This window comes from Pseudochryseolinea flava (assembly GCF_003286915.1).
Lineage (GTDB): Bacteria > Bacteroidota > Bacteroidia > Cytophagales > Cyclobacteriaceae > Ohtaekwangia > Ohtaekwangia flava.
The window spans coordinates 132,788-148,958 of the sequence record NZ_QMFY01000005.1; the positions used below are offsets into that span (position 1 = coordinate 132,788).

8 protein-coding genes are annotated in these 16,171 nt (G+C 43.0%); 3 read left to right on the forward strand and 5 right to left on the reverse strand.

The genetic code is table 11. From position 1 onward, the window contains the following. The first annotated feature begins 32 nt into the window (after positions 1-32). Positions 33-1,490, forward strand: a complete 1,458-nt coding sequence (locus tag DQQ10_RS11810; RefSeq protein ID WP_165823908.1) for a glycosyl hydrolase — start codon at positions 33-35, stop codon at positions 1,488-1,490. A gap of 78 nt (positions 1,491-1,568) precedes the next feature. Here DQQ10_RS11810 and malQ read toward each other — a convergent pair whose 3' ends face one another. The 4 genes from malQ to DQQ10_RS11830 are packed head-to-tail and all read right to left on the reverse strand — an operon-like array spanning position 1,569 to position 7,930. Next, the gene (gene malQ, locus DQQ10_RS11815) at positions 1,569-3,095 is read right to left on the reverse strand and encodes a 4-alpha-glucanotransferase (RefSeq protein ID WP_112747081.1); all 1,527 of its coding nucleotides are present in this window, start codon (positions 3,093-3,095) and stop codon (positions 1,569-1,571) included. Beyond that, entirely contained in the window at positions 3,088-5,250 is a 2,163-nt protein-coding gene (glgX, locus tag DQQ10_RS11820; RefSeq protein ID WP_112747082.1) for a glycogen debranching protein GlgX, read from the reverse strand. Before glgX ends, malQ begins: the two co-directional genes overlap by 8 nt. A gap of 42 nt (positions 5,251-5,292) precedes the next feature. Further along, positions 5,293-6,603, reverse strand: a complete 1,311-nt coding sequence (locus DQQ10_RS11825) for a glycoside hydrolase family 57 protein (RefSeq protein WP_112747083.1) — start codon at positions 6,601-6,603, stop codon at positions 5,293-5,295. Then, positions 6,512-7,930, reverse strand: coding sequence for a glycosyltransferase (locus tag DQQ10_RS11830; protein WP_112747084.1), 1,419 nt, complete (start codon positions 7,928-7,930; stop codon positions 6,512-6,514). Before DQQ10_RS11830 ends, DQQ10_RS11825 begins: the two co-directional genes overlap by 92 nt. Positions 7,931-8,182: 252 nt before the next feature. Here DQQ10_RS11830 and treZ point away from each other — a divergent pair, with 252 nt between their 5' ends. Together treZ and treY are read left to right on the forward strand one after the other, a co-directional pair. Next, positions 8,183-9,997, forward strand: a complete 1,815-nt coding sequence (treZ, locus tag DQQ10_RS11835; protein WP_112747085.1) for a malto-oligosyltrehalose trehalohydrolase — start codon at positions 8,183-8,185, stop codon at positions 9,995-9,997. Beyond that, the gene (treY, locus tag DQQ10_RS11840) at positions 9,987-12,659 is read left to right on the forward strand and encodes a malto-oligosyltrehalose synthase (RefSeq protein WP_112747086.1); all 2,673 of its coding nucleotides are present in this window, start codon (positions 9,987-9,989) and stop codon (positions 12,657-12,659) included. Before treZ ends, treY begins: the two co-directional genes overlap by 11 nt. Positions 12,660-12,706: 47 nt before the next feature. On the opposite strand, the gene treS is transcribed toward treY, so the two are convergent. Next, entirely contained in the window at positions 12,707-16,042 is a 3,336-nt protein-coding gene (gene treS / locus DQQ10_RS11845) for a maltose alpha-D-glucosyltransferase (protein WP_112747087.1), read from the reverse strand. Between the last annotated feature and the right edge of the window lie 129 nt (positions 16,043-16,171).

The following is a 16,171-nucleotide window of genomic DNA, read 5'->3' on the forward strand; positions in this document are numbered from 1 at the left end:
TCATAGTTGTTTTAATTTTGTAAATGAATTCTATGAAATATTTTTCTTTGATTTTATTCGCGTTGACGACCAGTGCAGTACTAGGTCAGGGGCGAAGCGAAAAGCGCGGACTGAGTTACGGCGAATACAGCGCATTGGATCTTGAAGCACTTGCGCCGGGTGTTAGTTGGATTTACAACTGGCATCATCAACCTAAAACTTCGGTGCTCAATTCTCATGAGACGTATGACATGGATTTTATTCCCATGGCTTGGAATGGTGCATTCAACAAGGAGGCCATGCGCACGTTTATCGCCAATCATCCCAAGGTGAAATATATACTTGGATTTAACGAGCCGAATTTTAAAGATCAGGCTAACATGACGCCGACAGAAGCCGCGGCAAAGTGGCCAGAAATTGAAGCTATCGCAGATGAATATAACTTGGAAATTGTAGGTCCTGCGGTGAACTATTGTGGAAATTGTGTTTCTGAAAACGGAACAACATACAATGATCCGTTTAAGTATCTCGATGATTTTTTTGCAGCGTGTCCTGACTGCCGTGTTGATCACATCGCGATTCATTGCTATATGAACGATGTGAATGCGCTGAAATGGTATGTCGGTGAATTTAAGAAATATGACAGGCCTATTTGGCTGACGGAGTTTGCCGCATGGGAAGGTACTGTTACGCTAGAACAACAAAAGAACTTTATGTTCAACGCGATTAATTACTTAGAAAGCGATCCTGATGTGTTTCGTTATGCTTGGTTTACTGGGAGATTCGAAAATAAATCGCCCTTCATCGGCATCTTGTCGCAATCCAGCGCTTCACTCACAGCGCTTGGTGAAATTTATGTGAATACACCCGTACATGATCCAACAGTTTATTCTAACATACCTGGGATTTTGCAAACTGAAAATTATAGTGATATGAGTGGTGTGAAGTTAGAATTGACGAATGATCAAACTGGTGTTATTAACGTTTCAGATATTTCAGCCAATGATTGGACGGAGTATAAAATTGATGTTCCAGAAGATAATAATTATCAAACCTATGCGCGCATTGCTGGTATTAATGCTGGTTCTATTGAAATTATGGAGGGTAGTAATGTTCTTGCTACAATTACATTCACCAGTACAGGCAGCTACCAAACCTGGGATGAATTTCCAGCGATTGTACCGCTCACCGCGGGGGAGCATACACTACGGTTGAAATATAAAAGTGCAGGATTCAAACTCAATTGGTTAGATTTTAAGGACCCCAATATATTGTCGGAGGAAACTGATGTTTTAGGAGACTTGAAAATTTATCCAAACCCATCATCGTCTAGCATTCAAATTGAAGCGGGGTCGCGATGGCATGAACTTGAAATTATGGATGTAGTCGGGAAGAAGTTTTATCATGGACAAATTCAACGATCCTTCGAGGGACTTTCATCAGGCACGTACCTGTTCAAATTTGTGTCGCAAGATGGTCGGACTGTTGTGAAGAAGATCATAAGACGCTGAGTTACTATAGTATTTAAACACAGTGTCTTCGCAAGTAATCAGAGGGTGTTTCACTATACGAAGCGCTGTGTTTCTTTTTTATCTACCATAGACATCGACCCACCGTGCAAGTTTATTGGCAATCGATTTCGTATACATCTTTTCAGTCATTCGCCATGACCAATTATTTTTGACCGATGCAGGTGTATTCATCCGTGATTTTTCATTAAGTCCAACAATATCCTGCCACGGAATAATTACTGTGTTAGAAACAGAGCTGTACGCCATTTGTGTGAGCACATCATGCACGTTGTCCTCGTGAACGTCGCGCTGTGCATAGTCAATTAGTCTCTTTAATGTTTTACGGTCAGCATCTTTGCGCAGCCACCCTACCGTGGTGTTGTTATCATGTGTTCCTGTGTAGACAATACTGTTTGGAACATGACGGTGGGGAATGTAATCGGACGTTGCCATGTTGTCTCCGAAAGCGAATTGAAGCACTAACATTCCTGGTAGTTGAAATTCGTCGCGCAGATCGTACACAGGTTGGTTGATGTCGCCGAGATCTTCTGCGACAAAAGGAAGGGTATCGAATTCTTCTTTCGCCGCTTGAAAGAACGATGCGCCTGGACCTGGTTTCCATTTTCCTTTCTTCGCGGTTTTCTCTTTTGCGGGAACTTCCCAGTAGTCAGCGAAAGCTCTGAAATGATCGAGTCTCAAAAGATCAAAGTATGCAAGATTTCGGTGAAGTCGCTGCATCCACCAGGCGTAGTGATTTTTTCTCATCACGTCCCACCGATAAACAGGCATGCCCCAATGCTGACCGTCGTCATTGAAATAGTCTGGCGGCACACCTGCAGATGTGTACATGCTTCCCTTTTTGTCGAGACTAAAAATTTCGGGAGACTTCCACACGTCAACGGAATCGTGACTGACGTAAAACGGTAAGTCGCCAAAGAGTTTTATATTTCTTGTGTTACAATACTCGCGAAGCGATTTCCATTGTTGTTGAAAAACGAATTGCTGCCATTGCGTAAAACGGTATTCGAACTGATGCTCGTCGATAAACGAGGCAATCTTTTTTTCGTCGCGATTTCTAAATCCCGCAGGCCATTCATTCCAGGCTTTTTGATCATGCGCGGATTTTAGTAGCATGAATACCGCATAGTCGTGAAGCCATTGATTTTCTGCTTTACAAAATTCCTCGAAACGTTTCTTTTCTTCGCCGCTGCTCTCAAAAACTTTAAATGCTTCTTTTAGTAAACTTGCTTTGTTTTTGGTTACGGCGTTAAAGTTCACACGATCCGTTGCTGCAATTTCAATTTTCTTTAGATCACTTTTTGTCAACAGCCCCTGCGACATCAAATCTTCTGGGCTGATCAATAACGCATTCGATGCCATACTCGATGCTGAGCTGTAGGGCGAATGACCGGAAACAGAAGATGTTGGATTAAGTGGAAGTACCTGCCAATATTTTTGTTTGCTATCGACGAGGAAATCGGCGAAAGATCTTGCCGCTGGCCCCACATCGCCGATGCCGAATGCAGAGGGTAGCGACGTGATGTGAAGTAATATACCGGCACCACGTTGCTTGATAAATGGCTGTTGCTTGCTTACACTATGCATTATTTTGTTGTTCTCGCGTTGGGGGATTTTGGACAAGTGAATGTGTTAGCAAAGTGATTGATCTTCCTTTTACACGGATCATTTCGCCAGCATGGTAAACCTTCTTGTGTTTTTTAAAACTCCCTTCACTGGTGTCAAGTACGATAGTCCACTCTTTTCCATATTTTGTTTCTGGTAACTTATACTGCAGACCTTTATGCCAAGCATTAAAAATTACATAGAAGCTGTCGTCGATGATGGGTTCACCTTTTGGTCCCACCGAATGTAGTCCACGACCATTCATGTATACCGCTAATGATTTTGCTAAATCATTCTTCCAATGTTCATCTGTCATTTCTGAACCATCTGGAAGAAACCATGCGATATCTTCAATACCAATTCCCTTAATGGGTTGTCCCTGAAACCAACGTCGTCTGCAGAAGGCTGGATGTTTTTTTCTAAAATGTATCAGGTCCTTGGTGAATTGTAGTAAAGTTTGGTCGGCGTTGTCCCAATGAATCCAGCTGATCTCGTTGTCCTGGCAATAGGCATTGTTGTTACCTTGCTGTGTTCTTCCTAGTTCATCACCTGCTACTAACATGGGTACGCCTTGCGAAAGGAAAAGCGTTGTGAGCATGTTGCACTTCTGTTGATATCGGAGGTTGTTAATCTCTTCATCATCTGTTGGTCCTTCTGCACCACAATTCCAGGAACGGTTGTGACTTTCTCCGTCTTGATTATTTTCGCCGTTAGCTTCATTATGTTTTTCGTTGTACGACACCAAGTCGTGAAGCGTAAACCCATCATGCGCTGTAATGAAATTTATACTGGCGGTAGGTCTGCGAAAATCACTTTGGTATAGATCGGAACTTCCTGTAAAGCGTTCCGCGAATTCCCCTAGCATACTGTCCGCACCACGCCAATAGTCACGAATGCAATCGCGATACTTTCCATTCCACTCTGCCCACTCCGGCGGAAATTTTCCAACTTGGTAACCACCTTCTCCGATGTCCCACGGCTCTGCGATTAATTTTACTTGTGATATTATTGGATCTTGGTGGATGATGTCGAAGAATGCACTGAGACGATTTACTTCGTGAAGTTCACGCGCAAGTGTTGCCGCAAGATCAAATCTAAATCCGTCGATGTGCATATCGGTTACCCAATAGCGGAGGCTGTCCATCATCAAACGCAATACGTGTGGAAGGTTCGCATTCAATGTGTTCCCCGTTCCAGTATAGTCCATGTAGTATCGCTTGTCTTCTGTTAGTCGATAGTATGATGCATTGTCGACACCGCGAAAACTTAACGTTGGCCCCATTTGATTTCCTTCACCGGTATGGTTGTATACCACATCGAGAATTACTTCGATACCGGCTTTGTGAAGTTCTTTCACCATATTTTTGAAATCATTCACTTGTTCTCCCGTAACGCCGTTGCTTGCATATCGCGCATCGGGCGCAAAGAATCCAATGGTGTTGTAGCCCCAATAATTTGTCAGACCTTTTTCTTTAAGATGTCTGTCTACAACAAAGTGATGGACAGGCATCAATTCAATCGCCGTGACACCTAATTCTTTCAGATAGTTAATGGTTGATGGATGCGCGATACCTGCGTATGTGCCTCTTATCTCTTCAGGAATGTTGTTGTTAAGTTTTGTTAATCCCTTAACATGCGCTTCATAGATGATTGATTTATGATAAGGAATATCAAGTGGTTTGTCGTCACCCCAATCGAATGATGGATCGACGACTACACTTTTAGGGATGAACGCAGCGCTATCAATTTCACTATATGATAAGTCTTGTTCGTCATCGGGAATTTTGTAACCAAATAGGGAGTCGTTCCAATCGATTGTTCCTGCGATCGCTTTTGCATAAGGATCGATCAACAGTTTTGTAGGATTAAAGCGATGTCCATTTTGCGGATCAAATGGTCCGTGCACGCGATAGCCATACAGTTGTCCAGGCTTTAGGTCGGGAATGTAGATGTGCCAAACTTGATGTGTTCGTTCGTTCATGCGAATGCGAACAAGTTCAGTTTCATCTTTTTGAGAAGTAAATAGACACAGTTCAACACCTGTGGCGTTATCTGCAAAGAGGGCGAAGTTAATTCCTTGCCCATCCCATGTTGCACCTAAGGGATAAGGATTTCCGGGGTATGATTTAATATTCACAAACAGTAAGACGTTTTAGTCGTTTAGCTGTTTGTTTAAATATTAATGCCTGTACGGTGTGTAGTGATCTTGGTCAACCGTCATCGCCCACGTCGGCACAACTTCCAATTGTTTGTGTCGATCTTGCTCAGAAGTAACAAGCGCTTTGTCGAGTGATGCTTCATGATGATTTTTCGCTTGGATTGAAAAGTCGGCAATGACATTCATGAAGTTTATAAACGCTTCGTATGGCGATGGATATGGGCTGAAGTACGAATGGACTTTCCCATCGGTATTTTTCTTCGTCGACATGTAGTAGAAGTGATCGCTCGTTAATAGATGACGCCATTGTTCGAGAGATGATTGCTCTCCCATATTCTTAATGGCTTGCTCCATCTTGGTAACGGTGTAGAAAGCGTCTCGCTGCATGTCGTTTCCGAGCCAGGCTGAAACATCGCGTTCCGTATCTGCCCATGAAATCGTTTCTGAAACCGATAGGGGTGACGTTGCAGCAATGGTGCGTACAGCCTCCGTGGGCGTGATTACGCGATATTGAGTTTGTTTCCCCAGTGCGACAAGAAGCTTCTCAAGAAATTTTTGAATGCCACTATCTTGTTTGTGATGTTCTCCAAAGGTTTCATAGTCCATACCCAGCGTAACGATTTCGTCTTGGGCTGGCATTTCATTAAGCCAAGATAAGAACTTGTCGGCTGTAATTTTGAAATCTTTAAATCGAAAAGCAATATCATCGCTTAAGCGGTAGTTACGGAGCAATATTTTTAACCCCGAAATTTCTGGATGCTGATAGATATGGTTCACGCCCTTACCATTTGCAAAGGCATCGATACCTTCTGTAATAACACCTTGATAACCCAACATGCTAATACGCTTGCCGATCTCATTGTCATACATAAGTTCCGTGTTTCGAAATACATGCGGACGAACTTGGAAATGCTCATATATTTTTTCTGCATGCTTAATGATCTGTGATTCAAACTCGTCGCCGATCATTAAACTCGACAGCGAATGGTAATATGTTTCTGATAGTATTTCTACAGATCCAGTGTCGACCAGCTGCTTGAAACTTAAAAGTGCTTCGGGTGCATATGCTTCGAATTGGTCGATGGTGATTCCGGAGATCGAGAAGGTGATCTTTAGCTGCGGGTATTTCTTGAGAACTTTCAGCAGCATCTCGTTCGTAGGAATATAGCAGTCGTGTGCGATACGCTTCACGATCTCTGCATTCATATCATCATTAAAGTAATTTCCGGACGAACCGATGTCAAAGAAGTTCAACGGGCTCAACCTTCTTGGTTGATGAACCTGAAAGTACAACACGAGACTTCTTTCTGTTTTTGATTGTGATTTCATCATACACACGGTTTACTTTTGAAGCAGCAACATTCCAATTCAGTCGGCCGATCTCTTGCTGGCCGTTCTCTTGCATACATTTCATTAAACTTCCATACCTAAGCATACTGCATATAGCGCCTGCAAGTGCGCGCTTGTTCCAGAAATCTACGGTGATAGCGTGCGGCATTACTTCGGCTACACCTGATTGCTTAGAAAGAATAACGGGTACACCGCCTTGTATCGCTTCAAGTGGTGTGATTCCAAAGGGCTCGGAAACGGAAGGCATCACATAGATCGATGTCATATCCCAAATTTTATCGATCTCATTTTTTCTTAAGAAGCCTGTGAAGTGGAAGTTGGCAGATATTTGCAAGTGTGCGACATGTTCTACCATTTGGGGAAGAAGGTCCCCGGAACCAGCCATCACAAAATGCGCATTGGGAAATTCTTTTAGTACTTCCTTCGCTGCATCAACAAAATAGATCGGCCCTTTTTGATACGTGACGCGCCCCATGAACGTGACGACGTGCGGTCCAAATGGCGATTTTTTTTCGAGCGAAGTTTTTTTTTCCTCAGCAACAACGCCGTTATGAACTACTTCTACTTTTTCTTCCGGCACACCATATCGTGATACTAAAATATTTTTTGTCCATTGACTTACTGCAATGATTCTGTCAGCCGTGTCCAGACCTTTCTTCTCTATATTATAGATCAGCGGATTTACATTTTCGCCAGAGCGGTCAAACTCTGTTGCGTGCACATGTACGATCAACGGCTTACCACTTGTCTCTTTTGCAGCAATTCCCGCTGGGAAAGTTAGCCAATCATGCGCGTGAATTACGTCGAAAGAATTTTGCTTGGAAACCTGAGTTCCAACGATTGCATATTGCTCTACTTCTTTCATCAAGTTCGGTCCATATGAGCCGGAGAAGTTGATGTTGAGCTCGTTAGACTTTTCATCGACGCGTTCGTTTTCTGTTTCCGATGTTTTTGGGAAACTATAATTCCAATGAAGTATGCTCGATTCGTGATAAGGCGTTTCCTCGTGATACGGCATCAGTGGTGAGTCAACTTCAATCGTTGTGATTTCATTTCCTTCCACTGACTGAGCTTCGTTGCGTCGTGTGGTGTACGATGATTTGATCGTGTACTTGTCGCGCGGAATACCAACAGCACTTGCATTAATTAAGGAGATATCACCGGAGGGTTCGTTTCCAAAGAGTCGTGGTACTACAAAGAGAACTTTCACTCCCTGTTTCTGTAGAGAGTGGGTGAGTCCATGGCAAGCGGTACCAAGGCCACCGGAAATGTAGGGAGGAAACTCCCATCCGAACATCAAAACTTTCATGTACGAGGTGAAAAAGAATTTTTGGTTATGTCAACGAAGGGGAGTCCACTGTGCGATAGCTACCTTCCTTTCCCCTTAATAAAAACCTGTGCCTGTTATCTGGTGCGCTGTGTGTTACACTTAATCTTCTCAAGTGTCACCTGGTATCAACGGGGTTATGAAATTCGGCATTAAGTTTTTAAAAGTCGAGTTGAACCCGAAAAATAGTTTCGGTTCATTTTTTACAGAGTTGAAACAACGAATCCCAGCATCATGAATTATCTATTCGGCGCATTCGGTGCGACGTATCAAAAAAACGGTCAGTGTACTTTCAGGACGTGGGCTCCCGAGCGTAAAAGTGTAAAGCTTAAACTTCTTAAGGATGGTCGTCACTTCGACATGAAGCGTGATGAATTTGGATTCTGGGAGACTGCTATCGATTTCGCTGCCCCTGGAGATGAATATCAATTTGTTCTCGATGATGATAAGCTCCTGCCCGATCCTGCTTCGCGCTGTCAAAAGCACGGTGTTCATGGTCCGTCTGTAGTCACGCAACAAAGTTTTTCATGGAACGATTCACGATGGAAGGGAATCCCATTGGAAGAAATGGTGATTTATGAACTGCATATAGGAACGTTTACCAAGCAGGGAACATTTGAAGGTGTAGTTTCTAAATTGGATTACCTCAGTGAACTGGGAATCAATACGATCGAGATCATGCCGCTAGCACAATTTCCAGGGTCACGCAACTGGGGTTATGATGGAGTTTTCCCTTTCGCAGTGCAACATACCTACGGCGGAATTGAAGGCCTTAAACAATTGGTCGATGCAGCTCATCAACGCAACATCGCGGTTATACTCGATGTCGTTTACAACCATCAAGGGCCCGAAGGAAATTATTTCGAAGCGTTCGGCCCTTTCTTCTCCGATAAGTACAAAACATTTTGGGGTAAAGCCATCAATTTTGATGACGCACATTGCGATGCCGTAAGACATTTTTATTTACAAAACGCATTGCAGTGGTTAGATGAATTTCACATTGATGGACTGCGACTTGATGCCGTACATGCCATTTGGGATTTTAGCGCGCAACATTTTGTGCAGCAGCTCGCCGATACCGTGAAGGATCTAGATCATAAACTTGGATGCAAGAAAGTGTTGATCGCGGAGTTTGATCTCAACAACCCACGCTACATCAGACCGAAAACCAAAGGTGGCCTCGGTTTAGATGGCCAATGGATTGATGAGTTCCATCATGCGTTGCATGCACGTCTTACCGGTGAAATGAATGGATACTATGAAGACTTTGGTGATACAACACATTTGACGAAGTCGTTGCGCGACTCTTATGTATATACTGGAGAATACTCCAAGCATCGGAAAAAATATTTCGGCATACCGGCGAATGATACTTCCTATGGACAGTTCGTGGTGTTCTCTCAAAATCACGATCAAATTGGAAATCGTTTGTTGGGCGATCGGATCAGTAAGCAAGTTGACTTTGAAAAATTAAAACTTGCCGCCGCAACGGTTTTATTGTCGCCACATGTGCCGATGTTATTCATGGGTGAAGAATATGGTGAACAGAATCCTTTTCAATATTTCATCAGCCATACAGACAAAACTTTAATTGAGAATGTTCGGAAGGGGAGACGCGAAGAATTTAAATATTTTGGATGGACGGAAGAAGTCCCCGATCCACAAGCTGTTGAAACTTTTGAACAATGTATCCTCTCGTGGGATCTTCAAACGCAGGCTAATCGTACGTTGTTTTCCCTTTATCAATACCTCATCAATTTTAGAAAGATTCACCCAGCGATGAAAAGTCGTGAGCGATCTGATTTGATGGTGCATAATTTAACGGAAAAAGATCTGATCGTGTTCGAACGTTATCATGATGGTCATAGAATTTTGATTGTCTTAAATTTTAGTGATCGTAACATGATACACCCACTTCAACTCGAACGGCAGCTTAAGAAGATTTTTGATTCCGCATCGTGGTCTGGTAGTGAACAAAATCCTACAATTGTTAACACGAATGAGCCTATAGCGGTTAAGGCTTGGTCGGCACAAGTTTATGAGCGATAACATTATGCACATACCTTCGTCAACGTATCGTATTCAGTTCAATAAGGATTTTACGTTTAAGAATCTCTTGGAGATTTTGCCGTACCTTGAGTCGCTCGGAATTTCTACGATTTATGCTTCACCGATCTTGCATTCAACACCTGGGAGCATGCACGGCTATGATGTAACGGATCCTCATAGCATTGATCCGGAAATCGGCACGGAAGCAGAGTTATATAAACTGGCTGCGGAACTTCAAATCAGAAAGATGGCCTGGATCCAGGATATTGTTCCGAATCACATGGCATTTTCTCCGGACAATCATCGCTTAATGGATGTCCTGGAGAGAAGAGAAGATTCGCCTTATTACGAATACTTCGATATCGATTGGCACCATCAAACCACTTCACTTACCGGAAAGGTAATGATCCCGATTCTTGGCAATATCCTAGATGATTGTGTGGCCAATGGTGAGGTTAAAATTGTTCTCTCGCAGCACGGGGTGTTCGTGAATTATTTCGAGAATTTTTACCCACTGTCTATTCCGGGCTATGAAATGTTAATTCACGCAGATGCTAGTCAAACGATTCGATTGGTGCTGAAGGAATTTATTAAGATGTCGACAGCATACGAAGATCTTGAGGGCTGGGAAAATTATAAGCGCAATTTTTTCGATGGGTTTGGATTCAAGGATGTACTGCAGCAAGTTCTTGATGGGATAAATTCAAATCCGCGTATGTTGATGGACGTGCTGGCGACGCAGTTTTACAGGCTTCAGTTTTGGAAGATCTCGGAGCAAGAAATAAACTACCGGCGATTCTTTACGGTCAATTCGTTGATCTGCCTTCAAATGGAGCGCGACGATGTGTTCAACGATTATCATAAGTATTTGAAAACGCTCTGGGAAGCGAAGATCATTCAGGGCTTTCGAATCGATCACATTGATGGTCTCAATAATCCAACGGCATATATTGGTAAGCTTCGTAAATTATTTGGATCCGATGCTTATATCATCGCCGAAAAAATATTAGAAGGAAATGAAGCACTACCGCAGCATTGGGATATTGAAGGGACGAGTGGTTATGAATTTTTAGCACATGTTAGCCAGTTGTTTACCGATCGACATGGTGCACGCCAAATACTCGGCTTCTATCACACACTTGTTCCGCATATTAGCACCTACCGAGAATTGGTTTCTCAAAACAAGCAATTGATTTTAGAGAAGCACATGGGAGGAGAGTGGGATAACCTTGTTTCACATTTCTTTCTGCTCGACTTACAATCGGATTTTAAACGCGAACGGATAAAGACTGCCCTTGGTATTTTAATGATGTCACTGCCTGTTTATCGGATCTATCCTGAAACATTGCCATTGGCGTTGGATGACCGTCGTTACATAGAGGAAGCTTTTGTTGCGGCGTCGAGTGTTGTAAGTGATGTATCGAACGAACTTGACTATTTACGATCCCTATTCTTGTCTGATACAGAAAATGCTGATGAGCGAAGGAGAATTGTAACATTTTTAAGAAGAATGATGCAGTTCACCGGTCCGCTTACGGCGAAGGGTGTTGAAGATACCACCTTCTATATTTATAGTCCATTGTTATCGCACGATGAAGTCGGAGACTCTCCTTCAACATTGGGAATATCCATTCAAAAATTCCATGAGAAGATGCATGCGCGGCAAAGGTTCACGCCATTGTCTTTGAACGCAACCGCTACACATGATACTAAGCGTGGTGAAGATTCGCGACTTCGCTTAAATATTATCAGCGAACTTCCTGAAGAATGGCAGCAGAAGGTTGCCGAGTGGTTATCCCTCACCAAGAAATATCAAATTATTGTTGACGGCAAAGAAGCTCCCGACGTGAACGAGTGTTATTTTATTTTTCAGTCGCTTGTAGGCGGCTTTCCCGAAACATTTGAAGTGACAGAGGAATTCATTTCGCGATTGAAAGCTTATATGACGAAAGTTGGCCGCGAGGCAAAAGTCAATACAAGTTGGGAAAAACCGAATGAGGCTTACGAGAATGCATGTGCGGAATTTATACAGCGTATCTTGAACGACGAAGCGTTCCTCTCTTCTTTCATTTCGTTTCAGAAAATCATTACGAAATACAGTAACGTTTACGCCTTGGGCCAAACATTGATTAAAATGACGGCACCTGGGATTCCAGATTTTTATCAAGGTAATACGCTATGGGATTTGAGCTTTGTAGATCCCGATAATCGACGCGCGGTGGATTATTCCATTCGTCAAAATTACCTGCAACAAATCGCGAACCTTGAACTTGAAAATAAAGAAGACCTTTGGAAATATCTTCACAAAGAATGTGGAACGGGTCTGCAAAAAATGTTTTTGACTTGGAAAACGTTACATTTTAGAAAGGAAAATAATGATGTGTTTGTTCACGGTGCTTACCTTCCATTGATGTTATTTGGAAGTGAGCGTTCCGCGATCGCTTACATGCGTCATCATGAAAAAAAATGGGTGCTGGTTGTGGCCGCGTTAAATGTCGTGCGCTTCTTAGATCGGTGGGATGCTATGGCGGTCATGCTCCCTGATCACGCACCACGCCACTGGCGAAACATTCTCACGGGTGAAAATTTACTCATTGATCGACAGTTCTCTTTAACTGCAGCATTTTCAAAATTTCCTGTTGCGCTGCTTGTGTCGGAATAAGGTCTGCAGCTGAGTGATATTATTCACTCAGCTGCTATGGCTCTTAATTATATGACGGCAACATCAACTTCTTTTTCCGTTTCTTTTTTCATCAGCGCTTTAATTCCACGGAGCGGAATAATCACCCAATCAGGACGGTTGTTTAATTCATAGTTCAATTCATAGATGGCTTTTTCCAACAGGAACGTCGTCATCAACGTCTCTAAGTCGCGTTTGTTATTGGGGATTAAATTTGTTCCTTCAACCGCTTCCAGATAGGCATTCATGAAAATGCTGCTCATGTAATGATACCATTGTTCAACAAACGGCATCAACTTACCGAAATCTTCTTCGCGAATCTGATTATCCAAGAAAAGACTTCCGTAGGCGGCATAATGGAATGATCGTATCATCCCGGCAACATCGCGAAGGGCGCACCGTTTCAGTCGACGTTCACTATACGTGCGCGCCGGTTCTCCTTCAAAATCTGTGATGACAAAATCCTTCCCTGTGAAGAGCACTTGTCCCAAATGGTAATCACCGTGAATTCGGATTTTTGAAACGTCGATTTTGTTTTTATAAATGTTCTTGAGCTTTTCAAGAATATCGTTCTTAATACTAAGCACCTCTTCGGCTTCTGCACGCGCGCTGTCAGAAAGTTTGCGCATGTTTCTAACTTGATTTTGGAACGTGCTGCGCACTAAAGATTGAAGTCCTGCAAACAGTGAACGTTGATAATGCAGGGAATAATCTTCAGGACGAAAATCCGGGAGATCAATTCCGTTTGCTAGCGACTTATGCATTTCTCCTGTGCGAATCCCCAAGAGATGAGCTAACTCAGCAGCATCGCCTCCAATGAGTTCTTTCATTTGCTGCGGGATATCATCAAAATCTACTGGCTCGAAGAGCGTTCCATGAATTTCCGTTTGAAGTTGAATGTCATTTCGCGCGAGTACTTTTTCATTGAAGGCGTCAAGACGATCCAGCATGTACGTCCACGCGTCACTACTGCTGTCCACCACCTCTTGCATCATCCCCAATACGGTGTTTCCGAGGTTACTTTTCCATTCTATTGTTCCTACAAACTTCGGTATGTGTTCGAAGTGCGCATATTCTGAAAGATAGTGGGACAACTCTACGTCTGGATTAATCGATGGATCTACCTTTCTAAATATTTTCAGAAAGAACTTGTTGTCATATATAATAGAGGTATTGCTTTGTTCTCCCGACAGTACCTTGGGTTTGATCTTTTCGTGTTCTTGCACATGTTTCGTAAGAACATCATTACCAGCAAATCGAACAAAGTTAACGGTATCCCTATGCGCCATACTATTGATAATCGCCATTTGGAAATCGAAGCCGTAAATTGCGTCGTATAAAATTCCTTCAGTGTTATTCATCATAACTTTGGCAATGACAGCTTTCGGGCAGAATTCTTCGAGCTTTGCCGCAAGTGCATCTTTTGCATAGGTTACCGGGAGTTGATAGGTTTCCGGTAAGCCACTTTCATAAGTTACTTCGATCAACAATAGAAATACGCTATTTTCTTCTAACGAAATCTTCGTGTGATTTATAATTTTAATATTTTCAATCGACCTGCCCTTACCTCCGAACCAACGTAGTTTCATCATATAGTTCAGCAAAAGTCCGCCTTCAAGTACATCGATGCTTTCTTTATTCGTCAGAGCTTCCCACCGCGAAAGATGTATTGCGGGAAGTTCATTCTTAGACGATGTTTCTTGTTTTACTTTTTGCAATTCGAACCATAGGCAATCATGGGCGCCGATCGTAAAGAAATAAGGATTGCCTTCTTTTACGGAAGGAAACTTGTTCTTACTGAAAAGCTCGACTGGAACATAGCCATGAAATGCGTCGAGATCTAGTTCTGTAGGTTGTGTGTATCGCGAAAGATTTGTAACGACTAAGATAGTTTGATCTTCGTACGTTCGGGTGAAGGCCAATATTTTTGAGTTCTCTGTGGGAATGAATTTCATGTCGCCACGACTCATCGCTTTATACTGTTTCCTTTTGTTGATGAGCCTCCGAGTCCATGAGAGAAGTGATGACGTACTTCCTGATTGTAGATCTACGTTTACCGATTCATAATGGTATTGTGGATCAAGAATTACGGGCAGATACAATTTGTGCGGATTTGTTTCGGAGAATCCTGCGTTTCTATCGGCACTCCATTGCATCGGCGTGCGTACACCGTTTCGATCCCCAAGATAAACGTTATCACCCATTCCGATTTCGTCACCATAATAGATCACCGGTGTACCGGGTAATGAGAAAAGCAGATAATTGAGAAGTTCAATTTTTTTTCTGTTGTTACCCATCAACGGTGCCAATCGATGACGAATCCCAAGATTAATTCTTGCGCGCGGATCTTTTACGTACACTTTGTACATGTAGTCGCGTTCTTCGTCAGTAACCATTTCAAGTGTGAGCTCGTCGTGATTACGAAGGAATATTGCCCATTGACAAGTATTCGGTATGGCTGGTGTTTGATCAAAAATGTCTGTTATAGGATAACGATCTTCGGTTTGCAATGCCATAAACATTCGTGGCATTACAGGGAAGTGATAGTTCATCTGGCATTCGTCGCCGTCACCGAAGTAAGAAGCCGAATCTTCAGGCCACATGTTAGCTTCGGCTAATAACAATGTTCCCGGAAAATTCTTGTCTACGTAAGCTCTTAATTTTTTGAGGAATGCGTGTGTCTCTGGAAGGTTTTCGCCATTTGTACCTTCTCTTTCAAACAAGTATGGTACGGCATCAAGCCTGAATCCATCAACACCCATTTGACACCAGTAATCTATAATCTTGAACACTTCATCTTGCACCATCGGGTTGTCATAATTCAAATCGGGTTGGTGAAAAAAGAAGCGATGCCAATAGTACTGTTTGGCGACAGGATCCCACGTCCAATTAGAAGCTTCGAAGTCTTGGAAGATGATGCGCACATCCTTATACTGACGTGGATTGTCTGTCCAAACGTAATAATTTCTTTCTGGTGAATCTTTCGGCGCATAGCGCGCACGTTGGAACCACGGATGCTGATCGGACGTGTGGTTAATAACGAGTTCGGTGATCACTTTTAGCCCGCGTGCATGGGCTTCACGGAGAAATACTTTGAAGTCTTCAACATCACCATACGATGGATTGATGCTGTAATAGTCAGCAATGTCATAACCGTCGTCGCGCAAGGGCGAAGGATAGAAGGGGAGAAGCCAAACAGCCGTTACCCCAAGGTCAAGCAAGTAGTCGAGCTTTTCCATCAGTCCCTTGAAATCCCCAATCCCATCGCCATTACCATCGCGGAATGCCTTGATGTGCAACTCATAAATCACGGCATCTTTGTACCAGTGAAGATTATTGTCAAGCGGTTTGTCTTGAATTGCCATAGTGATATCATTTTGATCGTTCCGAATCCATTGCGCAACCGCGCAACGTTTGGTTGATAAAATGAGATACCAGGCATGTTGCTACTTAATCAAACCGCGATGCTCACACCCAATGTCTTCTCTCGATGA

What these genes read in the sequence shown, in the direction of transcription:
- DQQ10_RS11810 (WP_165823908.1), top strand. Translation starts at nt 33, where the DNA reads ATGAAATATTTTTCTTTGATTTTATTCGCGTTGACGACCAGTGCAGTA.
- malQ (WP_112747081.1), bottom strand. Translation starts at nt 3,095, where the DNA reads ATGCATAGTGTAAGCAAGCAACAGCCATTTATCAAGCAACGTGGTGCC.
- DQQ10_RS11825 (WP_112747083.1), bottom strand. Translation starts at nt 6,603, where the DNA reads ATGATGAAATCACAATCAAAAACAGAAAGAAGTCTCGTGTTGTACTTT.
- DQQ10_RS11830 (WP_112747084.1), bottom strand. Translation starts at nt 7,930, where the DNA reads ATGAAAGTTTTGATGTTCGGATGGGAGTTTCCTCCCTACATTTCCGGT.
- treZ (WP_112747085.1), top strand. Translation starts at nt 8,183, where the DNA reads ATGAATTATCTATTCGGCGCATTCGGTGCGACGTATCAAAAAAACGGT.
- treY (WP_112747086.1), top strand. Translation starts at nt 9,987, where the DNA reads ATGAGCGATAACATTATGCACATACCTTCGTCAACGTATCGTATTCAG.
- treS (WP_112747087.1), bottom strand. Translation starts at nt 16,042, where the DNA reads ATGGCAATTCAAGACAAACCGCTTGACAATAATCTTCACTGGTACAAA.